This is a genomic window from Sphingomonas silueang, from assembly GCF_040049155.1.
In the GTDB taxonomy this organism is placed as follows: domain Bacteria; phylum Pseudomonadota; class Alphaproteobacteria; order Sphingomonadales; family Sphingomonadaceae; genus Sphingomonas; species Sphingomonas silueang.
In genome coordinates this window covers 72,642-90,906 of sequence record NZ_JBDZDK010000007.1, presented here as the reverse complement: position 1 = coordinate 90,906, position 18,265 = coordinate 72,642, and the positions used below count along the sequence as shown (strand labels likewise).

Here is an 18,265-nt window from a genome sequence, read left to right as displayed (position 1 = left end):
TGCGAGCAAATCCGCGAGGCGGTGCGTCAAGGCACCGTCCGCCTGCCACGGCCGCGTGATACAGAGGCGGCGCACATGACGATGGAAGGAGCCCTGCCCGCGATCAACGACATGGTCGATGGTGCTGCCCCGTCGCAGGTCTTAGCGAGTGCGCGGGCCTTCTCCAAGCGGAAAGATGGGGAGGACGTGGCCGTCGATCAACCCGCGACGATGCAGCGGGGCCGTTGCCCCAGATCGCGCACCAGCCGCGCGGGCAGCCCGGCGGCCTCGACCAGCGCGGCGACGGCATCACCTTGGCGATGGCCGATCTCGATCGCGGCGATGCCGCCCTGTGCCAGCAGGCGCGGCAGGTCGGGCACGATCCGACGATAGTCGTCGAGGCCGTCGGCCCCGGCGAACAGCGCGCCCGGCGGTTCATGGCCCGCGACCTCGTGCGGCAGCGATTCGCCGGTGCCGATATAGGGCGGGTTGGCGAGGATCAGGTCGAAGCGTTCGTCGATCCCCTGCGTCCAGTCGCCCTGCCGCCATTCCACCCGATCCGCGCACCCCAGCGCCGCCGCATTGGCGCGGGCATAGCCGAGCGCCGCCGCCGACGCATCGATGCCGAGGCCGCTCGCCTGCGCCCACTCCGCCAGCGCGGCGAGCAGCAGCGTGCCGGGTCCGGTGCCGAGGTCGAGGATGCGCGCCGGCGCGCGGCCGGCGAAATGGGCGACGGCGGCCTCGACCAGCGTCTCGCTGTCGGCACGCGGGACGAGGGCGCCGGGGCCGACTTTCAGGTCGATCGTCCAGAAGGCACGGGTGCCGGTGATATAGGCGACCGGTTCATGGGTCAGCCGCCGCTCGACCAGCGCGGCGAACCCAGGCGGCACGGGATCGTCGAGGCGGCCGAGCAACATCTCCTCGCGCGGGATGCCCAGCGCATGGGCAGCGAGCAGTTCGGCGTCGAGTCTCGGCGAGTCGGAGACATCAGCGATGCGGGCCGTCGCCTGCGTGAGGGCGTGGCGCAGCGTAATCATAGGTGCACGCGGAGGTGCGGAGACGCGGAGACAGCAGAAGGTAGAATTCGCGCAGAGGCGCGGAGGCGCGGAGGGGTTGCGTTCGGCGCGGCGTCTCGCGCCGTCAGGTGCTGCATCGCATCGCTGCTACGGGCAGCACGATAGATCGCTGCGCGATCGTTATGCCCCGGCACACCCCCTCCGCGCCTCCGCGCCTCGGCGCGAACCATCTTCCTTCTGCCTGCCGCCTCATCCATCCAGCGTCGCCAGCCGCTCCGCCTCGTCCTGCGCGATCAGCGCGCCGAGCAGTTCGTCCATCTCGCCCTCGAGGATCTCGGGCAGGCGGTGCAGCGTCAGGTTGATGCGGTGGTCGGTCACGCGCCCCTGCGGGAAATTATAGGTGCGGATGCGCTCCGACCGGTCGCCCGATCCGACCATCGAGCGCCGCGTGCCCGCGCGTTCGTCGGCGAGGCGCGCGCGTTCCGCCTCGTACAGGCGGGTACGCAGCACCTTCAGCGCCTTTGCCTTGTTCTTGTGCTGCGACTTCTCGTCCTGCTGGATCACGACGAGGCCGGTGGGAAGGTGGGTGATGCGCACCGCCGAGTCGGTGGTGTTGACCGATTGCCCGCCCGGCCCTGACGACCGGTACACGTCGATGCGCAGGTCCTTGTCGTCGATCTGCACGTCGACCTCCTCCGCTTCCGGAAGGACGGCGACGGTCGCGGCGCTGGTGTGGATGCGCCCGCCGCTTTCGGTCGCGGGGACGCGCTGCACGCGGTGGACGCCGCTCTCGAACTTGAGGCGCGCGAACACCCCTGCGCCGGTCACGCTGGCGACGACTTCCTTGTAGCCGCCTGCGTCCGACACCGATGCCGAGATCAACTCGATCCGCCAGCCGCGCGTGTCGGCATAGCGCTGGTACATGCGGAACAGGTCGCCCGCGAACAGCGCCGCCTCGTCGCCGCCGGTGCCCGCGCGGATTTCGAGCATCGCCGCGCGCTCGTCCGCCGCATCGCGCGGCAGCAGCGCGAGGGCAAGCGCCCGCTCCGCCGATTCGAGCGCGGCACGGTTGCTGTGCAGTTCCTCGATCGCCATCGCGCGCAGGTCGTCGTCGGCGTCCTGCGTCATGTAGGTCAGGCTCTCGCTCTCGGCGCGCAGCCGCCGCACCTCGCCCGCCGCCTGCGCGACCGGTTCCAGTTCGGCATATTCCTTCGACACCGCGACGAAGCGGTCGCCGGGCAGGTCGCCGGTCGCCATCTGCGCGGCAAGCTCGTCGCGTCGCGCCTCGATCTGGGCGATGCGTTCGGGGGCGATGGTCATCTTCCGAACGGCTCCACAACGACGGTGCCGTTTTCATCGAAGCTCACCAAATCCGTTACATCGGGATTGTCGTCCGCCATGAACTGCGACCACATCCTCGAACGCAACAGATTCAACGGAACGACCTGCTGTTCTCCGCTACGGAGATTCTTCACTGCCACTTCGCCCCGCGCGAGTTCATCGTCGCCAAGGATGATCGCATATTCGGCGGTGTCAGCATTTGCCTTCGCCATTCGACGCTTCATATTGCCACGATACGCCATGTCGATCCGCAGCCCCGTCCGGCGCAGGTCCGCCGTGATCTTTTGCCCGGCACGTTCGGCTGCTGCACCAACCGGCACGACGACGGCAAACAAGCTTGGAACCTTCGGCTCCTCCAGCAACATCGCCAGCCGCTCGATCCCCGCCGCCCAGCCCACGCCGGGCGTCGCCGGGCCGCCGAGCGATTCGATCAGCCCGTCATAGCGCCCGCCCGCCAGCACGGTCCCCTGCGCGCCCAATCGGTCGGTGACGAACTCGAACGCGGTGTGGCGGTAATAGTCGAGCCCGCGCACCAGCCGGTCGTTGCGGGTCCACTTGACCCCCGCCGCGTCGAGGCCGCCGGTCACGCTCGCGAAGAAGTCCGCTGCCTCCGCCGTCAGATATGCATCGATGCCCGGTGCCGAATCGGCGATCGGCCGGTCGCGCGGGTCCTTGGAATCGAGAATCCGCATCGGGTTCTTGTCGAGCCGCTTGAGGCTGTCCTCCGACAGTTCCGCGCGATGTCCCTCGAAATGCTCGACCAGCGCGCTGCGCCACGCATCGCGCGTCGCCGCGTCGCCCAGCGTGTTGAGTTGCAGCGTCACGCCCTCGGTGATGCCCAGTTCGTAGAGCAGCTGGTCGGCCATCGCCAGCAGCTCGACATCGGCCATCGGCTCGGCCGCGCCGATCACCTCGGCGTCGATCTGGTGGAACTGGCGATAGCGGCCCTTCTGCGGGCGCTCGTAGCGGAACACCGGGCCGTGCGTCGCGAGCTTCAGCGGCGCATATTGCTGCCACCCTTCGGTCAGGTACGCACGGGCGATGCCGGCGGTGAATTCGGGGCGCAGCGTCAGCGAATCGCCGCCGCGATCCTCGAAGGAATACATCTCCTTCGACACGACATCGGTCGTCTCGCCCAGCGACCGCGCGAAGACCGCGGTCGATTCGAACACCGGCACCTCGACACGGCTGAAGCAGTAGAGGCGGCGCACGCGCTCGAACGTCTCGGCGACATGGGTGAAGCGCCGCTCGAAATCGCCGAAGATGTCCTGGGTGCCCCGGACGGGGCGCGGGGTGGTGATCTTTGCCATTGCGCGCGCGATTTATGGTGTCCCGAAGCCGAATGCCAGCGTTTACGCCGGCACCCCGCCCAGCTCGCCGCTCGCCCGCGCCTTGCGACCGTACACCGCCTCGAACAGCGGGGTCGCCATCACCGTGGTCACGATCGCCATCAGCACGAGCATCGCGAAGAGGGTCGGGCCGATGATCCCCTTCTGCAACCCGATGTTGATGATGATGAGCTCCATCAGCCCGCGCGAATTCATCAGCGCGCCGATGCCGAGCGCGGTGCGGTTATCCTCGCCCGCCAGCCGTGCCGCCGCCCAGCATGCGCCGAACTTGGCGAGGATCGACACCGCCAGCACGCCGAGCGCGATCAGGAGCAGCAGCCCCGAATCGACCGTGTCCATCCGCGTGTTCAGCCCCGAATAGGTGAAGAACATCGGCAGCAGCAGCACGACCGCCAGCGGCTCGACCTTGCGCTTCAGCTCGGTGACGAACAGCCCGCGCGGCATGAACACGCCGAGGATGAACCCGCCGAAGATCGCGTGGATACCGATCGCGTCCATGAAGAACGCCGACAGGCAGAACAGCGCCAGCGTGATCGACAGCACGGTCATGCTCATCTCGCCCCGCGCCTCGACCGCACGGCCGAGCGGGCTGAGCAGCCGCCGCCCGAACAGGATCAGGAACAGCGCGTAGAGCAGCGCCCCGCCGATCGCGAGCACCGCGATGCCCGGCCCCGCGCCGAATGTCGCCAGCACGATCGCCAGCACGCACCACGACACCGCATCATCGAACGCGCCCGCAGTCAGCGACAGCGTGCCGAGCGCGGTGTCGGCAAGGCCGCGTTCGTTGATGATCCGCGCCAGCATCGGAAAGGCGGTGAGCGCGATGCACGCGCCCATGAACAGCGTGGCGCTGCCGGTGGAGATGCCCTCGGCGAACAGCCCCGGCACCTTGAGCAACAGCGGCGTGACCAGCCCCGCCAGCACGAACGGCACCGCGATCCCCGCCGCCGACACCATCGCCGCGCTCTTCGCCTTGGTCCGGAAATGGTCGAGCCGGAGCGTCAGCCCGACGAGGAACATGTAGAGCCCGACGCCCAGCTGCGCGCCGGCATAGAGCACGCCGCGCGTCTCCTTGGGAAAGATCGCCGCCTGGAGATCGGGCAGCAGCAGCCCCAGCAGCGAGGGGCCGAGGATCACCCCCGCCACCATCTCGCCCACCACCTGCGGCTGGCCGAGGAACCGCTGCCCGGCCCAGCCGACCACGCGGCATGCCAGCAGGATCACCGCCAGTTGCAGGAAGAAGTGGATCGAATAGTCGGACGGCGCGAAGCTCGTCGCGGCGGCGACGGCAGGGCCGTGCGGGTTCAGCACGTCGCGCAACGCCGCGACCATCTCGTTCAGCAACACGCCCTCCCCGGCAAACTATGGTTGCGGAATAACGCGATACGCACGGGTCTGCAAAGCGACGTTCGTCGGTGGTTGACCGGACGCGCCGCATCGTGGCACAGGCAGGTTTCGCGCGGGCGGGTATAGCACAATGGTAGTGCAGCAGCCTTCCAAGCTGAATACACGGGTTCGATTCCCGTTACCCGCTCCAGCCGCCCCCTATTCCCGTGCGTTCAGCATCGCCTCGACCGCCAATTCGGCGGCGGCGTCCATGCGCAGGGTAATCTGTACCATCTCCGTCGGGGCCAGTGCGGCAAGATAGAGATAACTGGCCGGCTCGTGCATGCCGGGGATGACGTTCACTACCTGCAACCGCATCGGAATGATCGCCAGCGACACCGCGGGCGTGGCACCCGGCTCGTTGCGGAAGGCGACCAGCCGGCTCTCCCGGGGCTTGCCGGTCGGATACATCAGCCCGAGAAACATGGTGTCCCGGCCCGTGAACACGGGCCAACTCGGTCCGGCGACATGCCCGGCCAGTACCGGGCGGATGCCGAGGCGTTGTGCGCCGGTCGCGCCGCGATGCCCCTCCCGGACACGACCGGCGGGAATCGCCTGTACCTCCATTGCGCCGGGGATCGGTCCGGTGCGCGGCGCAATCCACGGCGACGGGGGGAATACCGGATTGCCGCACCGGTGTTCGAGGTCGAAGCGCGGGTGGAGCACGAGGTCCGCGAAGCGCCGGTCACCCGAGCGGATGACGATGCCGTTGCCCTGATAGACGAACGGTCCGACCCGCTGCACCGCCGCGTCCCGCGGATCGGCCACCGCACCGATCGCGGCGGGCGCAAGCGCGGTGATCGTCACCGGAATTTTCTGGGGCAGGACCGGGCAGACCTGCGCGGCGAGCACCGGCAGCACCATCGTCCAGATCATCCGCTTCCCCCCCCTACCTATCGCGGCGCGAACACTATCACGCCGCATCCGCCGACGCACAGCGCCGCGCCGGTAAGGTCGAACCGGTCCGGCACGATCCCCTCGACCGCCCAGCCCCACAGGACCGCGCAAAGCACATAGATGCCGCCATAGGCCGCATAGGCCCGCCCCGCGCCGCCGGTGTCGCTATGCGCCAAGACCCATGCGAACCCGGCGAGCGCCGCCATGCCCGGCACCAGCCACCACGCCGAACGATCCAGCCGCCACCAGCTCCAGAACGCAAAGCATCCGGCGATTTCCAGCAGCGCGGCAAGGAGGAAGAGGATGGGGGTCGGCATGCGTGCCGCTCCGGGCGTAAGCACCGCCGCGCCAAGTGCGCGGGCGGTGGTGGACAGGGCTGGATTCGAACCAGCGTACGGGAAACCCGGGCAGATTTACAGTCTGCTGCCTTTAACCACTCGGCCACCTGTCCAGCCGCCACCTGAACGGGCCAGCCGTTCAAGCGAGCGCGCCCCTTGCCGTCCCTGCGCGGCGCTGTCAACGGCTTGCGCCACATTCCCGGGCAACTTAGCGTCGCCGCCATCCTTTTTATGGACGGAACCCTGCCCTTGCGCCCCATCCTGCTCGCCACCTGCCTGATCGCTGCCCCCCTCGCAGCCCAAAGCGTCGATCGCGACGCGGTGAACCGCATCATCGACGAAGGCACCACCCGGACCCAGGTGATGCCGATCGCCGAGCATCTGACCGACCGCATCGGCGGGCGGCTGCCCAATTCGCCGCAGATGCGCGAGGCGGAACGCTGGACCCAGGCGAAGTTCCGCGAATGGGGGCTGACCACCACCGCCGAGGGGTTCGAGTTCGGGCGCGGCTGGACGATCGAGCGGTCGAACGTGCGGATGGTGAGCCCCCGTGCCATCACGCTGACCGCGATTCCCATCGCCTGGACGCCGGGCACGGGCGGCCCCGTGACCGCGCCGGTGATCGTCGCGCCGATCGCGGACGAGAAGGATTTCGCCGACTGGCGCGGGAAACTGCGCGGCAAGGTGGTGATGGTGTCGCGTCCGGGCACCGGGTCCGAGCCGACCGAGCCCGCCTTTCGTCGCCTTACTGCCGAGGACCTCGCCAAGGCGGACAGCTGGCGCGAGCCCGAATACGACCCCGCCGACACCGATCGTCGCGCCAGGCGGCTCGACTTCGCGCGCAAGCTCGATGCGTTCCTCAAGAGCGAAGCGGCGGTGGCGATGGCCACCATGTCGTCGCGCGACGGCAAGCTGCTCCACGGATCGGGCTATCTCTTCACCCGCGCGGTCGCGCCCGCCGTTCCGGCGATCGAGATCGCGGCGGAGGATTACCGCCGCCTCGCCCGTCTCGCGGTCAGCGGCCCCGCCCCGACGCTGGAGATCGACACCGCCGTCCGCTTCGACGACAGCGATCCCACCGCCTACAACATCCTCGCCGATCTGCCCGGCACCGATCCCAAGGCAGGCTATGTCATGGCGGGCGCGCATTTCGACAGCTGGGTCGCGGGCGACGGCGCGGTCGACAATGCGGCGGGCACCGCGGTGGTGATGGAGGCGGCGCGTATCCTCTCCGCGCTGAAGGTCCGGCCGAAGCGCACCATCCGCTTCGCGCTGTGGAACGCCGAGGAACAGGGGCTGCTCGGCAGCCTCGCCTATGTCGAGAAGCATATCGCCACCCGCCCCGAACCGGCGGCTGGCCGGGACGGCGGCTTGGCGCGCTTCTATGGCTGGACCAACCGCTTCCCGATCACGAAGCAGCCCGGCTATGACGCGATGACCGCGTATTTCAACATCGACAACGGATCGGGCAGGATTCGCGGGATCAACGCCGAGAACAACGTCGCCGCCGTGCCGACCCTGCGCGAATGGCTCAGCCCCTTCGCATCGATGGGTGCGACGACGGTCGCCAACCGCCGTACCGGATCGACCGACCATTATTTCTTCCAGTCGGTCGGCCTGCAGGGCTATCAGTTCATTCAGGACCCGCTCGACTATGGCAGCCGGTTGCACCATACGAGCATCGACACCTTCGATCACATCAAGGGGCCGGACATGCGGCAGAACGCGATCATCCTCGCGTCGCTGCTGCTGAGCGCCGCCAACGCCGACAAGGCACTGCCCCGCCCGCCGCTCCCCACCCAGCCGGTTCCGACCGACCCATACGCGATCCCCGAGAAAGACTGACATGGCCCGCAAAGGACACCGCCCGAGCAAGGCGTCGCCGCAACGCCCGCGTTTCTGGGGCCGCCACGCCGCCTTCGCCGCGCTCGACAATCCCGAGCGGCGCATCCGCAAAATCTGGTGCACGCACGAGATGGGCGCGCAGCTGGTCCTGCCCGAGGGCGTGCCGGTGGTCTATGCCGAGGCGGCGGACCTCGCGCGGCTGGTTCCCGCCGACGCGCCGCACCAGGGCATCGTAGTGGAGGCCGATCCGCTGGAGGATATCTGGCTCGCCGACCTGATCGAACAGGGACGCGACGACGACCGCCCGATCCTGCTGCTCGACCAGGTGACCGATCCGCACAATGTCGGCGCGATCCTGCGTTCGGCGGCGGCGTTCGACTGCCTCGGCATCGTGACGCAGGACCGGCACGCCCCGCCCGAATCGGGCACGGTCGCGCGGTCGGCATCGGGCGCGCTGGAGAGCGTGCCGTGGGTGCGCGTCGTCAACCTGTCGCGCGCGCTGGTCGAACTGGGCGACGCAGGGTATTGGCGGGTCGGGCTGACCGGCCATACCGACACGCTGCTGTCGCAAGCGCTGGGGCCGAAGCGGGTCGCGCTGGTCGTGGGCGCGGAGGGCGAGGGGATGCGCCAGAACACCGAGGCGCATTGCGACATCCTCGCCAAGCTGCCGATCTCCGACCGGGTCGAGAGCCTGAACGTGTCGAACGCGGCGGCGATCGCGCTGTATGCGGTGGCGACGCACGGGGGGTGAGGTTCGTCCCCCATCCCGTTCGGTTCGGGTAGGGATCGAGCGCAGTCGAGAGCCCGTATCGAGAACGCCTTTGCCCCGAGCGCGTCATGGGCAAAGCCCATGCCGTCGGACGGGCGATGCCCGCCAGCCGCGCCGGGAATAGTGCGAACCAGCTTCTCGCTGCTTCGTCTCTATTCCTCGGCGGCGATCGTCACCCGCAACCCGTCCAGCGCCTCCTCGAACGGAATCTGGCACGCCAGCCGCGAGGTCGCATCGCGGTCGTCGACCGAATCGAGCAGGTCGTCCTCGTCGCGGCGCATCGGCGGCAGCCGGTCGAGAAACGCCGGATCGACATGGACGTGACAGGTGGCGCACGAACAGCAGCCGCCGCAGATCGCCAGCATCTCGGGGAAGCCGTGGTCCTTGACCACCTCCATCACCGACAGGCCCGCCTCGCCCTCGAGCGCATGTTCGGTCCCGGCGCGGTCGACGACGATCAGCTTGGGCATCTTGATTTCTCCAGTCGCCGCGCGACATGCGGGAGCCTCCGCCGCTTTGCAAGGGACACAGGGTCATGGGGCTTTCCGCCGAACAGTTGCGCGCCTCGCTCGACGCATTGGCTGTCATCGAGCCGGCGTTCGGCGTGGCGCTCGGCTATGCCGGATACCCGGAACCCCGCATCCGCGAGCGCGGCTATGCGACGCTGCTGCGCACGATCGTCGGGCAGCAGGTGAGCTACAAGGCGGCCGATTCGGTGTGGCGCAAGCTGGAGGCGATGCTGGGTGACGCGACCGATCCGGCGCGCATCCTCGCGGCCAGCGACGAGGCGCTGCGCGCGGCGGGGCTGTCGCGGCAGAAGGCGTCCTATGCCCGCAGCCTTGCCGAGGAGGTGACGAGCGGGCGGCTCGACCTCACCCATCTGCCGGAGGACGACGAGGCGGCGATCGCGGCGCTGGTGCGGGTCAAGGGGATCGGGCGCTGGTCGGCGGAGATCTACCTGCTGTTCGCGGAAGGGCGCACCGACATCTGGCCCGCGGGCGACCTGGCGGTGCAGGTGCAGGTCGGGCGCATCCTGGGGCTCCCCGAGCGGCCGAGCGAGAGGGACATCCGCACGCTGGCCGAGAAGTGGCGCCCGCATCGCAGCGCCGCGACGGTGTTCGCATGGCACCATTATATGTTCGATCCGGCGGCGCAGGCGGCGAGCAACAGCGCGATCTGACGCGCCGCAACCGGCGCGTCCGGCCGGCGGCGCGCAAAGCGCCGTCCGACGACGCGGGCTTCGCCCGCAGCGGGGCCGAAGTTTACAAACTTTACACTAACGGCGTTGGTTTTGTGCAGGTCCAGCCGTCGGCAGCCGTGCCCGGGCAGATCGTCCCCGATGCACAGCATGGCACGGCAATCGCGTGTAGGACAGCCGTTGCCGTCGGCTGCGCCACGCGATACGATCGTCGACAGGCGTGGCCCGCGCCTCCCCCCTCCGACCGGGGAAGTATCGAACATGCAGGGCGATCGGGATCATCGGACCATTCGGCCGGGCGTTCGCATTAGGAGGGATTGCGGCAACAGCCCGGATGGAGGTTCCACCATGCCGTTATCCGCACCGATCCATTTCCTGAAGCGCCGCGCCCGATCGATCGCCCGCGAAACCCGCGTGCCGTTGCACCAAGCACTGGACGATATCGCCCGCAGCGAGGGATTCCGTTCGTGGAGCGCATTGTCGGCGCAGGCCGGGGCGGCATCGCCGCCCGCCTCGCTGCTGCCCGAGCTGAGCGAGGGGGACATGCTGCTGCTCGGCGCGCGGCCCGGACAGGGCAAGACGATGCTGGGATTGCAGCTGCTGGTCGACGGTACCCGCGACGGACGGCGGAGCGTCTTCTTCACGCGGGAAATCACCGAGCGTGAGGCGCGGCACCGGCTGCGGTCGCTGGGCGGTGGCGACCATGCACCGGAGATCGTCGCAGGTGACGACATCGATGCCGACTGCATCGTCCGCCACCTGATGGATGCGCCGCGCGGCAGCATCGGGGTGATCGACTATCTCCAGATCCTCGACCAGCAGCGCCGCACGCCGGTGCTGGGCGAGCAGCTGGCGCGGCTCGCGCGGTTTGCGCAGGGCAGCGGCGTCATCCTTACGTTCCTGTCGCAGATCGAGCGCGGATTCGATGCGGCACGCCGCCCGCTGCCGGGCATGGCCGATGTCCGCCTTCCCAATGCGATACCACCGGGGATGTTCTCCAAGGCGTGTTTCCTGCACGGCGGGAGGATGGGGATGCAGGCGACCGCGCCGGTGTAGCCGTTGCTGCCGGTCGAGAGTCCGATCGATGATCGAAGGGTCGCCCCCGGGTCGGGGCTCCTTCTCGATACGGGCTCTCGACAGGCTCGATCCCTACTCGAAGCGAACGGGTGGAGGTAGGGGCCGCGCTGCGCTACCGCCCGGCCCACCAGTCCGCATAGGGCGTGTTTACCACCTTGCGGCGGTTATGGTCGGGCGCGCCGTCGTCCCACCATGGCTCGCCGCGCTCGCCCAGCGCCACCTTGGCGGCATCGACCGCGCGGCGAGCCGCTGCCACGGCGGCATCGTCCTCCGCCCGCTTGCCCGCCGCGACGGCGCGGCGCGCGTCCATCAGCGCCTTCACCAGCGCCTCGCGTTCCGCCTCCGGCAGGTCGGGCCGGGTCGCGCGCCACAACACCCCGTCCACCACGATGTAGCGGCCGTCGGGCGTGCGCGGCGGCGCGGTCATGCCGGTTCGATCAGCCGCACCGCCTGCGCCCGCGCCTCGTCGGTGATCTCGGCACCCGACAGCATCCGCGCGATCTCCTCGCGGCGTTCGGCGTGGTCGAGGGGCCGCACGCCGGTGCGGGTGACGGTGCCGTCGTGGCGCTTGGCGATCAGCAGGTGGCGCGCGCCCCGTGCCGCGACCTGCGGACTGTGGGTGACGACCAGCAGCTGCTTCGCCATGGCGAGGCGCGCCAGCCGCTCGCCGATCGCGGAGGCGACCGCGCCGCCGACGCCGCGATCGATCTCGTCGAAGATCATCGTCGCCGCACCGCCTTCCTCCGCCAGCGCGACCTTCAGCGCGAGGATGAAGCGCGACAGCTCGCCGCCGGACGCGATCTTGGCGAGCGGCGCGAAGGGCGCGCCGGGGTTGGTCGAAATCTCGAACTCCACCCGGTCGCGTCCCGCCGCCGACCAGCCCGATGGGTCGAGCGGCGCGACGACGCTGCGGAACTTCGCCGCGCCCAGCTTCAGCGGATCGAGCTCGCCCGCCACCGCCTTGTCGAGCCGCTTGGCGGCGGCGATGCGCGCGGCGCTCACCCGGTCGGCGCGCTTCACATAGGTTTCGCGCGCCTTCGCCACCCGTGCCTCCAGCGCGCCGATCCCGGCTTCGCTCGATTCGAGCAGCGTCAGGCGTCCGGCGAGGTCGGCGGCGAGCGCCGCCAGATCGTCGGGCTGGACCCGGTGCTTGCGCGCCGCCCCGCGCAGCGCGAACAGCCGGGCCTCATCCTCCTCCAGCGCGGCGGCATCGAACACCAGCGCCTCGCTCGCGTCGCGCAGCGCGGCGGCGGCGGCTTCCACCTCGATCAGCGCGCGATCGATCGCCGCCAGCGAATCGCCCAGCGCCGGATGCGCCTCGGCGATGCGCTCAAGCCCGCGTGCCGCCTGGCGCAGCACCGCCAGCGCGCCGTGCGAGCCCTCGATCCGGTCGTCGACCTGGGTCAGGTCGCCCGCGATCTTCTCCGCGCGCTGCATCTCGCGGCGGCGTTCGGCGAGCGTCGCCTCCTCGCCGGGTTCGGGGTTGAGCGCCGTCAGTTCGGCGACGGCGTGTTCGAGCCATTCGCGGTCGCGCTGCGCCACCTCGATATCGGCCTGTGCGGCGGCCAGCGCCGCTTCCGCCGCGCGCCATTCGCGATAGGCGACGGCCAGCGGCTGGGTGTCGACCTGTGCGAAGCCGTCGAGCAGTGCGCGGTGGCCGCGCGGATTGAGCAGCCCGCGATCGTCGTGCTGGCCGTGGATCTCGACCAGATGCGGCGCGAGATCACGCAGCAGCCCGGCGGAGGCGGGCTGGTCGTTGACGAAGCCGCGGCTGCCGCCGTCGGCCTTCACGATGCGGCGGATGATGAGCGGCTCGCCGGGTTCGAGGTCGAGCGCGTTGTCGTCGAACAGCCGCGCGACCGGCCCGCCGGGCACCGGCGCGGCGAAGGTGGCGGTCACCGCCGCCTGTTTCGCGCCATGGCGCACCAGCGCGCTGTCGCCCCGGCTGCCGAGCGCCAGTCCCAGCGCATCGAGCAGGATCGACTTGCCCGCCCCGGTTTCCCCGGTGAGCACGCCAAGGCCGTGCGCGAAGTCGAGGTCCAGGGCCTCGATCAGCACCACGTCGCGGATGGAAAGGGCGGTCAGCATGACGCCGCCACCCTTACATCAAGAACAAGGCAAGAACAAATGCCTTTGCGCGATTCGCGGGCGCGTCAGTTGCCGGTGCTGGAACCGATCGTGCCGCCGGTGACGGTCGATCCGCTGCCGGTCGGGCCGGTGGTCGTGCCGCCGGTGGTCGGCCCGTTGGGCGACGGGGTGGTCGCGGGCGGGGTGAGCGGGGCTGCGGGCGTATCGTCCGCATCCTCCAGCTTCACCGTGCCGGTGGGCGGCGGCGCGGGCGGCGCGACCTTCACCGGGATCGGCTTGGGCGGCGGCGGGGTCTTGTCGCGGATCAGGTCATAGGCGCGCTGATACCAGTCGGTGCCGGGATAGTTGGCGCCGAGCACCGCCGCCGACTTCTTCGCCTCGCCCGGCACGCCGAGCGCCAGATAGGTCTCGGTCAGGCGCATCAGCGCCTCGGGCGCGTGGGTCGTCGTCTGATACTGGTCGATCACCGAGCGGAAGCGCATCGATGCGGCCAGCCATTGCCCGCGCTGCTGGTAGAAGCGGCCGATCTCCATCTCCTTGCCCGCGAGGTGATCGCGCACGAGGTCGAGCTTCAGCCGGGCATCGGCGGCATAGGGCGTGTCGGGATAGCGGCGCGACAGTTCGCCCAGCGCATCCATCGCCTGCATCGTGATCTTCTGGTCGCGGGTCACGTCGCTGATCTGCTCGTAATAGCTCAGCGCGATCAGATAATAGGCATAGGGCGCGTCGCGGTTGCCGGGATGGACCGACAGGAAGCGCTGCGCCCCCGCGATCGCCTTGGTATAATCGGCGTCGAGATAATAGCTGAACGCGCCCATCAGCTGCGCGCGGCGCGCCCAGACCGAATAGGGATGCTGGCGCTCCACCTCGTCGAACAGCGCGGCGGCGACCTTGTACTGCTGCCGGTCGAGGCGGCTCTTGGCGGCGGTGTAGAGCGTGCCCACGTCGCGCGCGACATAGGGCAGGTCGCGCCCTGCCCCGGCCCCGCCGCGGGCACAACCCGACAGGCCGGCACCGGCGATGGCGACGAGGACGAGCGCGGACGCGCGGAACGGGAGGGTACGCATGGGCCCCGCTTCTAATGCGCAAGCACCAGCGCGAACAGTCCCTTTCGCGCACGGGCAGGGGGTAGCGCGAACCGTCCCTTTCGCGCATGGGATGGCGTGCAACCGCCCCATCGCAAAAGGACGTTCTCCGTGCCCGTCACCAAGCTCGAAATGCACCGCGTCGAAAAGCCGTGGGGCCGCCACAAGCTGGGCTTCGGCTTTGCCGACCAGCCCGCCGATGCCGATCCCGTCGGCGAGATCTGGTACAAGACGCCGGGCGACGACACGCCCGACCTGCTGGTCAAATATCTGTTCACTTCGGAAAAACTGTCGGTGCAGGTCCATCCCGACGATGCCCAGGCGCACGCCCGCGGGCTGCCGCGCGGCAAGGACGAATGCTGGACGCTGCTGGACGCCGAGCCCGATTCGACGATCGCGCTGGGCACGCTGGAACCGATGACCGCCGAGGAGCTGAAGGCCGCCGCGCTCGACGGATCGATCGAGGCGAAGCTCGACTGGAAGCCGGTGAAGCCGGGCGATTTCTTCTATGCCAAGTCGGGCACGGTCCATGCGATCGGGGCGGGGATCACGCTGATCGAGATCCAGCAGAATTCCGAGACGACCTATCGCCTGTACGACTATGGCCGCCCGCGCGAGCTGCATCTGGAGGACGGGGTGGCGGTGTCGGACGCGCGGCCGTTCGTGGCGCCGGAGGCACCGGGCAAGGTCGCCGGGGACCGCACCATCCTGGTCGACGGCCCCAAGTTCGTGCTGGAGCGCTGGACCGGCGGCGAGCGCACCGTGACCGTGCCGGAAGGCGTGAAGGGCTGGTTCGTGCCGGTGACGGGTTCGGGCGAGGCCGACGGCGTTGCCTGGACCGCGGGCGACTGCCTGACGTTCGAGGGGCAAGTGTCGGTACGGGCGAGCGAAGATGCCGACCTGCTCTTCGCCTATCCGGGCGATCATTACGCCTGACGTGAAAATGAACGCGAAGTAGTTTTCCGTTCACGCAACTGTTGGGGGTACGCGCCGTTCTTCCCCGCATCCTGACGGATGAGGAGTAAGAATATGCGTACCCCGATCCTTGCCGCGCTGGTCACGGCCGTCACCCTGCCGGTCGTCGCCACGCCTGCCATGGCGCAAACCCCGCGCCAGGAATATCGCGACGAGCTGCGCGATGCCCGCCGCGACTATCGCCGCGACATCCGCCGCGCCGATTCGCCCCGCGACGTGCGCGAGGCGCGCCGCGAATATCGCGAGGACGTGCGGGATGCGCGCCGCGACCTGCGCCGCGACCAGCGCGACTGGCGCCAGTATCGCAACTACAACTACAACCGGTTCGAGCCGGGGCAGGGCCGCTATTATGCCGACCGCTATTATCGCGACGGGCGCTATTACCAGCCGCGCTACCTGACCCGCAACGACCGCATCTATCGCGGGCAGAACGGCCGCTATTACTGCCGCCGCAGCGACGGTACGACCGGGCTCATCATCGGCGGCATCGGCGGCGGCGTGCTGGGCAACGTGATCGCGGGCGGCCAGTCGAGCCTGCTCGGTACGCTGATCGGCGGCGCGGGCGGCGCGCTGCTCGGCCGGTCGATCGATCGCCGGCAGGTGGTCTGCCGGTAAGTCGCTGGCGGGAACGCGCGGAGACGCGCGTTCCCGGAACGGTACCGGCCCGCTCCCCCACCCGGCCACCCACGCCAGTATCCTGTTGGGTGGCCGGGTGGGGGAGCGGACCGGTGCCGCACGAAAGCCCTACTCCGGGGCGGCTGCGCGCCGCCCCGGCAGTCCGCCGACGACATAGACGGCAAGTCCCGCCCAGATCAGCGCGAAACAGGCGAAGCGGGTCGGGGTCAGCGGCTCGCCGAACACCGTGATCGCCAGCGCGAACTGGATGGACGGGGCGAGGAACTGCAACATGCCCATCGTCGCGAGGCGCAGGCGGCGTGCGGCGGCGGCGAACAACAGCAGCGGCGCGGTGGTGACGGCACCGGCCAGCACCAGCAGCCCGGCCATCCCCGGCCCCCGCTCGAACGCCAGCGGCGCACCCGCCCCGAGCCACAGCAGATAGCCGAGCGCGACGGGTGCGAGCAGCGTCGTCTCGACCATCAGCCCTTCGAGCGCGCCGACCGACACCGTCTTGCGGATCAGGCCGTAGAGCGCGAAGCTGACCGCGAGGCTGAGGCTGATGGCAAGCGCCGCCAACGACGACCCGGCCGCGAACAGCGCGACCCCGGCTCCGGCCAGCGCCACCGCGATCGCCTGTACCCGGTTCATCCGCTCGCCCAGCAGCACGACGCCGAGCACGACGTTGAGCAGCGGGTTGAGGAAATAGGCGAGGCTGGCCGCCAGGACCTGCCCATGCAGCACCGCCCAGACATAGACCAGCCAGTTGATCGCGATGCAGCCTGCGCTGGCGATCAGGTTCAGCAGCGCGCGGCGATCGGCGAAGGCGGCGCGCAGCGCGGCACCGCGCCGCGTGGCGACCACCAACCCGGCCACCAGCAGCGCCGACCACAGCACCCGCTGCGCCACGATCTCGCCCGCGTCGATCGGTCCCAGCAGCCGGAAATACAGGGGCAGCAGCCCCCACAGCGCATAGGCGCCGACGCCGAACGCCAGCCCCCGCCGGTCCGCCCCCCCGCGCACCTCGATCAGATCAGCCCGCCGGTCAGGAACAGCCGCAGCCCGCTGACGATCAGGATCACGAGGTTGAGGTTGCGGCCCGAGGTCCTGGACGACAGGATGCCCACGACCAGCCCGACCAGCGCGATCGGAAACACGATCCAGTTCATCAGCGAGATGACGGGGAGCAGCGCCGGAATGGCCAGCACCAGCGCGACAAGGCCGATCAGGATCGAGACGAGGTTCAGCATGTCCCGCAAATGGTCACGACCGTACGCAAGGACAATGGCGTACCGCCATTTTTCGCGGCATTGCGGCATGCACCGGGTCGGCGAGGACCGGGTGGGTCTGGAAAGGGGGCGTCGTCGATGATTCGCATGGGAGTGTTCGCCGCGCTGGCATTGCTGACGGCCTGTGGCGGCGGGGACGAGGCGTCGAATACCGATGCGCTCGACAGCGAACTGGCGTCGGCCAACGATGCCGATCCCGCGGTCACGGCGGCGCTGCACGACCAGATCATGGTCGATCCGACGCTGCGCGCGCAATCGAACGGCGATGCGGTGCGCCCGCCCGACCAGCCCTATGCCGCGCCGATCCCCTCGCCGACCGTAGCGGCAGGCAGCGCCGCCGGACCGGAGCAGCTGGCATCGGCCCCCGCCCCCGGCGACTGTCCGTCGTGCGGCACCGCGCGCGAGGCGATGACGCTGGGCGAGCTGGCGGCAATGCAGCGCAACGCGCGGCGGCAGTGTGCGAGCAAGATCGCCTATTCGGCGCGCTGGGCGACGCAGCTGCCCGCCCCCTTCGCGCTGCATCCCGATGCGCGCGTGACCGAGGCGGCGGGCACCGATGCCGGTGGCTGCCGCCTGCGCGTGGTGAGCTATGTGATCGACCAGCCGGTCGGGCGGGTCATCGACTGGTACTACACCCGCGCCCGCGCGGGCGGCTATTCCGCCGAGCATCAGGCGGAGGACGGACAGCATGTGCTGGGCGGCAGCCGCGGCAATGATTCGTTCGCGGTGTTCGCCGCACCCGAGGGGCGCGGCACGGCAGTGGACCTCGTGGTCGGGGGGTGATGGTGCGGCGCTCCGGTGATGCCGGAGCGGGGGCCGTTCCCTCTCGGGGTTTCTCTGCGAAAGTTCAAGGCCAACCCCTGATCCTGCCGTACCCCCGCGCAGGCGGGGGTCCAGAGCCAAGTAAGACAACGGCTTGCGTCCGTAGCTCCTGGACCCCCGCCTGCGCGGGGGTACGGAACAGGACTTTCGCGCAGGAATCCTGCCAGAAAGGGGGGGAAGCATCGTCCGCGTTTCT

General features: G+C 69.6%; 19 protein-coding genes and 2 tRNA genes. 8 read left to right on the top strand and 13 right to left on the bottom strand.

The genetic code is table 11. The features are described 5' to 3' along the window. Positions 1 to 197: 197 nt before the first annotated feature. The 4 genes from prmC to ABLE43_RS09230 form a co-directional block, all read right to left on the bottom strand. Positions 198 to 1,016, bottom strand: a complete 819-nt coding sequence (gene prmC / locus ABLE43_RS09245) for a peptide chain release factor N(5)-glutamine methyltransferase (protein WP_348978202.1) — start codon at positions 1,014 to 1,016, stop codon at positions 198 to 200. Positions 1,017 to 1,244: 228 nt separating this feature from the next. Continuing rightward, complete coding sequence (gene prfA / locus ABLE43_RS09240; protein WP_348978201.1) at positions 1,245 to 2,315, bottom strand: peptide chain release factor 1; 1,071 nt, start codon at positions 2,313 to 2,315, stop codon at positions 1,245 to 1,247. After that, positions 2,312 to 3,646, bottom strand: a complete 1,335-nt coding sequence (gene hisS / locus ABLE43_RS09235; RefSeq protein WP_348978200.1) for a histidine--tRNA ligase — start codon at positions 3,644 to 3,646, stop codon at positions 2,312 to 2,314. Before hisS ends, prfA begins: the two co-directional genes overlap by 4 nt. A 42-nt stretch (positions 3,647 to 3,688) precedes the next feature. After that, the gene (locus tag ABLE43_RS09230) at positions 3,689 to 5,017 is read right to left on the bottom strand and encodes a cation:proton antiporter (RefSeq protein ID WP_348978296.1); all 1,329 of its coding nucleotides are present in this window, start codon (positions 5,015 to 5,017) and stop codon (positions 3,689 to 3,691) included. A 131-nt stretch (positions 5,018 to 5,148) separates the two neighbouring features. Here ABLE43_RS09230 and ABLE43_RS09225 point away from each other — a divergent pair. Beyond that, positions 5,149 to 5,222, top strand: a tRNA-Gly gene (locus ABLE43_RS09225). 8 nt (positions 5,223 to 5,230) lie between these two features. Here ABLE43_RS09225 and ABLE43_RS09220 read toward each other — a convergent pair. The 3 genes from ABLE43_RS09220 to ABLE43_RS09210 all read right to left on the bottom strand — a co-directional run bounded on the left by ABLE43_RS09220 (position 5,231) and on the right by ABLE43_RS09210 (position 6,419). Further along, on the bottom strand, positions 5,231 to 5,947 hold the full coding sequence (locus ABLE43_RS09220; RefSeq protein ID WP_348978199.1) for a hypothetical protein: 717 nt from the start codon (positions 5,945 to 5,947) through the stop codon (positions 5,231 to 5,233). Positions 5,948 to 5,964: 17 nt separating this feature from the next. Then, positions 5,965 to 6,285, bottom strand: coding sequence for a YnfA family protein (locus ABLE43_RS09215; RefSeq protein WP_348978198.1), 321 nt, complete (start codon positions 6,283 to 6,285; stop codon positions 5,965 to 5,967). Between the two features lie 47 nt (positions 6,286 to 6,332). After that, positions 6,333 to 6,419 (bottom strand) — tRNA-Tyr (locus ABLE43_RS09210). Between the two features lie 118 nt (positions 6,420 to 6,537). Between ABLE43_RS09210 and ABLE43_RS09205 the strand changes: the two genes are divergently transcribed. Together ABLE43_RS09205 and rlmB are read left to right on the top strand one after the other, a co-directional pair. Next, a complete protein-coding gene (locus ABLE43_RS09205; RefSeq protein ID WP_348978197.1) occupies positions 6,538 to 8,151 on the top strand; it encodes a M20/M25/M40 family metallo-hydrolase in 1,614 nt (537 codons plus the stop codon). A 1-nt stretch (position 8,152) separates the two neighbouring features. Then, positions 8,153 to 8,902, top strand: a complete 750-nt coding sequence (gene rlmB, locus ABLE43_RS09200; RefSeq protein WP_348978196.1) for a 23S rRNA (guanosine(2251)-2'-O)-methyltransferase RlmB — start codon at positions 8,153 to 8,155, stop codon at positions 8,900 to 8,902. Positions 8,903 to 9,072: 170 nt separating this feature from the next. On the opposite strand, the gene ABLE43_RS09195 is transcribed toward rlmB, so the two are convergent. Further along, positions 9,073 to 9,390: a 2Fe-2S iron-sulfur cluster-binding protein gene (locus ABLE43_RS09195; protein WP_348978195.1), complete on the bottom strand. Its 318-nt coding sequence runs from the start codon at positions 9,388 to 9,390 to the stop codon at positions 9,073 to 9,075. Positions 9,391 to 9,455: 65 nt separating this feature from the next. Here ABLE43_RS09195 and ABLE43_RS09190 point away from each other — a divergent pair, with 65 nt between their 5' ends. Then, positions 9,456 to 10,100: a DNA-3-methyladenine glycosylase family protein gene (locus tag ABLE43_RS09190; protein ID WP_348978194.1), complete on the top strand. Its 645-nt coding sequence runs from the start codon at positions 9,456 to 9,458 to the stop codon at positions 10,098 to 10,100. A gap of 366 nt (positions 10,101 to 10,466) precedes the next feature. Then, positions 10,467 to 11,174 carry a DNA helicase gene (locus ABLE43_RS09185; RefSeq protein WP_348978193.1) on the top strand — a complete coding sequence of 236 codons (708 nt, stop codon included), beginning with the start codon at positions 10,467 to 10,469 and terminating at the stop codon, positions 11,172 to 11,174. Positions 11,175 to 11,307: 133 nt separating this feature from the next. On the opposite strand, the gene ABLE43_RS09180 is transcribed toward ABLE43_RS09185, so the two are convergent. The 3 genes from ABLE43_RS09180 to ABLE43_RS09170 all read right to left on the bottom strand — a co-directional run bounded on the left by ABLE43_RS09180 (position 11,308) and on the right by ABLE43_RS09170 (position 14,350). After that, positions 11,308 to 11,622 (bottom strand): hypothetical protein, encoded by a 315-nt coding sequence (locus ABLE43_RS09180; protein ID WP_348978192.1) that lies wholly within the window; start codon positions 11,620 to 11,622, stop codon positions 11,308 to 11,310. Then, positions 11,619 to 13,283: a DNA repair protein RecN gene (gene recN, locus ABLE43_RS09175; RefSeq protein WP_348978191.1), complete on the bottom strand. Its 1,665-nt coding sequence runs from the start codon at positions 13,281 to 13,283 to the stop codon at positions 11,619 to 11,621. Before recN ends, ABLE43_RS09180 begins: the two co-directional genes overlap by 4 nt. A 65-nt stretch (positions 13,284 to 13,348) precedes the next feature. Further along, a complete protein-coding gene (locus ABLE43_RS09170; RefSeq protein WP_348978190.1) occupies positions 13,349 to 14,350 on the bottom strand; it encodes an outer membrane protein assembly factor BamD in 1,002 nt (333 codons plus the stop codon). 129 nt (positions 14,351 to 14,479) lie between these two features. Here ABLE43_RS09170 and ABLE43_RS09165 point away from each other — a divergent pair, with 129 nt between their 5' ends. Further along, the gene (locus ABLE43_RS09165; RefSeq protein WP_348978189.1) at positions 14,480 to 15,304 is read left to right on the top strand and encodes a class I mannose-6-phosphate isomerase; all 825 of its coding nucleotides are present in this window, start codon (positions 14,480 to 14,482) and stop codon (positions 15,302 to 15,304) included. Positions 15,305 to 15,397: 93 nt separating this feature from the next. Further along, complete coding sequence (locus tag ABLE43_RS09160; RefSeq protein ID WP_348978188.1) at positions 15,398 to 15,958, top strand: glycine zipper 2TM domain-containing protein; 561 nt, start codon at positions 15,398 to 15,400, stop codon at positions 15,956 to 15,958. A gap of 129 nt (positions 15,959 to 16,087) precedes the next feature. Here ABLE43_RS09160 and rarD read toward each other — a convergent pair whose 3' ends face one another. After that, positions 16,088 to 16,981: an EamA family transporter RarD gene (gene rarD, locus ABLE43_RS09155; protein ID WP_348978187.1), complete on the bottom strand. Its 894-nt coding sequence runs from the start codon at positions 16,979 to 16,981 to the stop codon at positions 16,088 to 16,090. Positions 16,982 to 16,986: 5 nt separating this feature from the next. Continuing rightward, positions 16,987 to 17,208, bottom strand: a complete 222-nt coding sequence (locus tag ABLE43_RS09150; RefSeq protein WP_348978186.1) for a hypothetical protein — start codon at positions 17,206 to 17,208, stop codon at positions 16,987 to 16,989. Positions 17,209 to 17,325: 117 nt separating this feature from the next. Here ABLE43_RS09150 and ABLE43_RS09145 point away from each other — a divergent pair, with 117 nt between their 5' ends. Next, positions 17,326 to 18,030 carry a hypothetical protein gene (locus tag ABLE43_RS09145; protein ID WP_348978185.1) on the top strand — a complete coding sequence of 235 codons (705 nt, stop codon included), beginning with the start codon at positions 17,326 to 17,328 and terminating at the stop codon, positions 18,028 to 18,030. Positions 18,031 to 18,265: the final 235 nt, after the last annotated feature.